3 protein-coding genes are annotated in these 3,948 nt (G+C 36.8%); all 3 read left to right on the top strand.

From position 1 onward, the window contains the following. The first annotated feature begins 337 nt into the window (after positions 1-337). Positions 338-886 (top strand): nucleotide exchange factor GrpE, encoded by a 549-nt coding sequence (gene grpE, locus KPC_RS18320; RefSeq protein ID WP_121975767.1) that lies wholly within the window; start codon positions 338-340, stop codon positions 884-886. 119 nt (positions 887-1,005) lie between these two features. Continuing rightward, complete coding sequence (dnaK, locus tag KPC_RS18325) at positions 1,006-2,946, top strand: molecular chaperone DnaK (RefSeq protein ID WP_121975768.1); 1,941 nt, start codon at positions 1,006-1,008, stop codon at positions 2,944-2,946. Positions 2,947-3,052: 106 nt separating this feature from the next. Continuing rightward, on the top strand, positions 3,053-3,948 hold an 896-nt coding region (locus KPC_RS18330; RefSeq protein WP_121975769.1), incomplete at its 3' end, for a matrixin family metalloprotease.

Below are 3,948 nucleotides of genomic sequence, written 5' to 3' on the forward strand. Positions count from 1 at the left end.
CTATAATGTTAATTACAGCAATAAACTTTGTAAAAGACTTTATATCTCTTATCTTGATCACTTTTAAGTCTAAATATTTAGTTAAATAGGTTGATATATTCAATTATTAGATCTGGTTCTCGCTTTTATGCGGCATAATTTCCATTAAAAAGTTAAAAATAAGGCTATTTCTTTTAAATAATTGCAAGCAACGCTTGAATTTTCCAAGCAAGCCCATACCTCTTTCATTATTAATGAATTAAACGATCATGGCAGTTTATGTATTTGCTCAGTGATCACAACTGATGAAATAGTAGGACTGTACATGTTTAAAAACCCATTTAAACGGAGATCATCAATGGCTAATGAGCATAATGAGCAAGCTCAAGACATCCAACAAGAGCAAGCTGAACAGCAAAATGAGCAAACTCAAGCTGATGTAGAGCCTGCTAACGTTAGTGTTGAAGATTTACAAGAGCAAATCAAAAAACTTGAAGAAAGCTTAAAACTTGAAAAAGCACGCACAGCAAATGCTGTGTATGAAGCACAAAAAAGTGTGGAACGTATACAGCGTGAATCTGAAAAACACAAAGATACAGTCATCGAAAAATTTGCCAAAGAATTACTTGATTCTGTAGACAACCTGGAACGTGCAATTCAAGCAGGCGGCAACGAAGAAAGCCCCGTTCTTGAAGGTGTGAAACTAACTTTGAAATCCTTGCTCACAACTTTAGAAAAATTTGGTGTGGTCGAAGCAGATACAACACGCGGTTTTAATGCAGATCTGCATCAGGCTGTTGGAATTGATCCTACTGCTAAACCAAACGAAATAGGTAATGTTCTGCAAAAGGGTTATACCTTAAATGGTCGTTTGCTCCGCCCTGCTATGGTCATGGTTGGTCAGTAAGGTTCAGAATTCGAGGGTTTTAAAAATATTTTCAAAGAAATTACTTGAAAAATCCTGAACGGCTCTCATATCGGATAACAAGCATAAACAATTGCAAAAAAATTTAGAGGAACTCATTAATGGCTAAAATTATCGGTATTGACTTAGGTACAACAAACTCATGTGTTGCTGTACTTGAAGGCGATAAAGTTAAAGTAATCGAAAACGCTGAAGGTGCGCGTACAACCCCATCTATCGTTGCTTATAAAGATGGTGAAATCCTTGTTGGTCAGTCAGCAAAACGTCAAGCAGTGACTAACCCGAAAAATACATTATATGCAATCAAACGTTTGATTGGTCGTAAATATGAAGACCAGGCTGTACAAAAAGATATTGGGATTGCACCATTTAAAATCATCAAAGCTGACAATGGCGATGCTTGGGTTGAAGTAAACGATAAGAAACTTGCTCCTCAACAAATCTCTGCTGAAGTTTTGAAAAAAATGAAAAAAACTGCAGAAGATTATCTTGGTGAAACAGTAACTGAAGCAGTGATTACTGTTCCTGCTTACTTCAATGATGCTCAACGTCAAGCAACTAAAGATGCAGGTAAAATTGCAGGTCTTGATGTTAAACGTATCATCAACGAACCGACTGCTGCGGCATTGGCATTTGGTTTAGAGAAAAAAGAAGGTGATCGTAAAGTCGCTGTTTACGATCTGGGTGGTGGTACATTTGACGTATCAATCATTGAAATCGCTGATTTGGACGGTGATCAACAAATCGAAGTATTGTCTACAAATGGTGATACATTCCTTGGTGGTGAAGACTTTGATAATGCATTGATCGACTATTTGGTTGAGGAGTTCAAAAAAGAACAAAACTTCAACTTGAAACAAGATCCTCTTGCATTACAACGTTTAAAAGAAGCCGCTGAAAAAGCAAAAATCGAGCTTTCTTCATCTAATTCGACTGAAATTAACCTTCCATACATCACTGCGGATGCAACTGGTCCTAAACACTTGGTGATGAATGTAACTCGTGCAAAATTGGAAGGTTTGGTTGCTGATCTTGTTGCTCGTACTATTGAACCTTGTAAGATTGCGCTTAAAGATGCTGGTCTTTCAACTTCTGAAATTTCAGATGTTATCTTGGTTGGTGGTCAATCACGTATGCCACTTGTACAACAAAAAGTGCAAGAATTCTTTGGTAAAGAGCCGCGTAAAGACGTGAACCCAGATGAAGCTGTAGCAATTGGTGCTGCGATCCAAGGTGCAGTATTATCGGGCGACAAAAACGACGTATTGCTTCTTGACGTTACACCATTAACTCTTGGTATTGAAACAATGGGTGGTGTGTTAACTCCAATCATTGAGAAAAACACAACTATTCCAGCGAAAAAATCACAAGTGTTCTCTACAGCAGCTGACAATCAACCTGCGGTTGACATTTCAGTTTACCAAGGTGAACGTAAAATGGCTCAACAAAACAAATTGTTGGGTAACTTCCAGTTAGGTGATATTCCACCAGCTCCACGTGGTGTGCCACAAATTGAAGTATCATTCGACATTAATGCCGACGGTATCTTGAAAGTATCTGCAAAAGATAAAAGCACTGGTAAAGAGCAATCTATCCAGATCAAAGCAAACTCAGGTTTGTCAGATGCAGAAATCGAAGCAATGATCAAAGATGCTGAAGCAAATGCTGAAGAAGACCGCAAATTTGAAGAATTGGCAAAAGCACGTAACGAAGCTGATGCCTTGGTTGCAAGCTCAAATAAAGCAGTTAAAGATCTTGGCGACAAAGTCACTGAAGATGAAAAAACTGCGATCTCAACTGCTGTTTCTGAACTTGAAGCAACTGCTAAAGAAAATGACGTTGATGCGATCAAAGCTAAAACTGAAGCGCTTCAAAATATCTTGATGCCGATTACTCAACGTGCTTATGAGCAAGCTCAAGGTCAAGACGGTGCGCAAGGTTTTGATCCAAACCAATTTGCTGGTGATGCTGGTCAACAACAAAAAGCTGATGATGGTGTTGTTGATGCAGAGTTCACAGAAGTTAAAGATGACAAAAAATAATTTGTCAGCTTAATCAAAAAAGACCGTGCGTAAGCACGGTTTTTTTATTGTACTTTTAAAAATATAATATAAATTATCAAGAATAAATATTTTTAAAATAAAACCCATGCGCTTCTGGATTACACTTTTTCTGATTTTATTGATTGCTACTTTTACTGTAAGGCTTACGTATCCACCACATTCGGACCAAACTTCGATCACTGATACGATATTTTCCCACAATTCAAATATCCACTATACGCTTGGCGAAATCGACCCAAGATTTAACCTAAGTTCGGAAAAAGCTAAAAAGATTGCTCAAGAAGCTGCCGGCATTTGGCAAAGAGGCTTAAATAAAGAATTATTTACTTATGATGAAAACGCTAAACTTAGCATAAACTTTGTTTATGATGAACGCCAAGCTGAATCTGATGCGCGTCAGCAGGAATTAAAAGTTCTGGAAAATATCAAACAATATACTGATGCTGAACATGAAAGTTTAGAAAAAATCAAACAAGAGTTAGATCAGTCTCTGGAAGAACTAGATCAATATAAAGCACAATACAAAGATAAAGTAAACCAATATAATCAGTTAGTTGAAGATATAAACCAGTCTCCTCAACAGTATAATCAAACATTCAAACAAAAAATTCAGCAGCAAAAAATTACACTACAACAAGAACAGCATCAATTAGAATTGCAAATTGATGGATTCAATCAAAAAGTGACCAACCTGAATCAAAAAATCAGCCAGCTCAATGAAGTCTCAAATCAATATAATCAATCTGTAGGGACTTTTAATCAACGCTTTCAACCTCGCCCATTTCATAAAGGCATTTTTAATGGAAGTGAAATTAATATTTACCAATTTCAATCCGATGATGATTTAAGACTTACTATTGCTCATGAACTCGGTCATGCATTGGGAATGTCTCATAGTGATGATCCATATTCACTGATGTATCCAGAACTTAAAAAACAAAAAATGCATGATTTTGAACTCACTAAAGCAGACATCATACT

It is taken from the genome of Acinetobacter stercoris (assembly GCF_900323515.1).
Classification (GTDB): domain Bacteria; phylum Pseudomonadota; class Gammaproteobacteria; order Pseudomonadales; family Moraxellaceae; genus Acinetobacter; species Acinetobacter stercoris.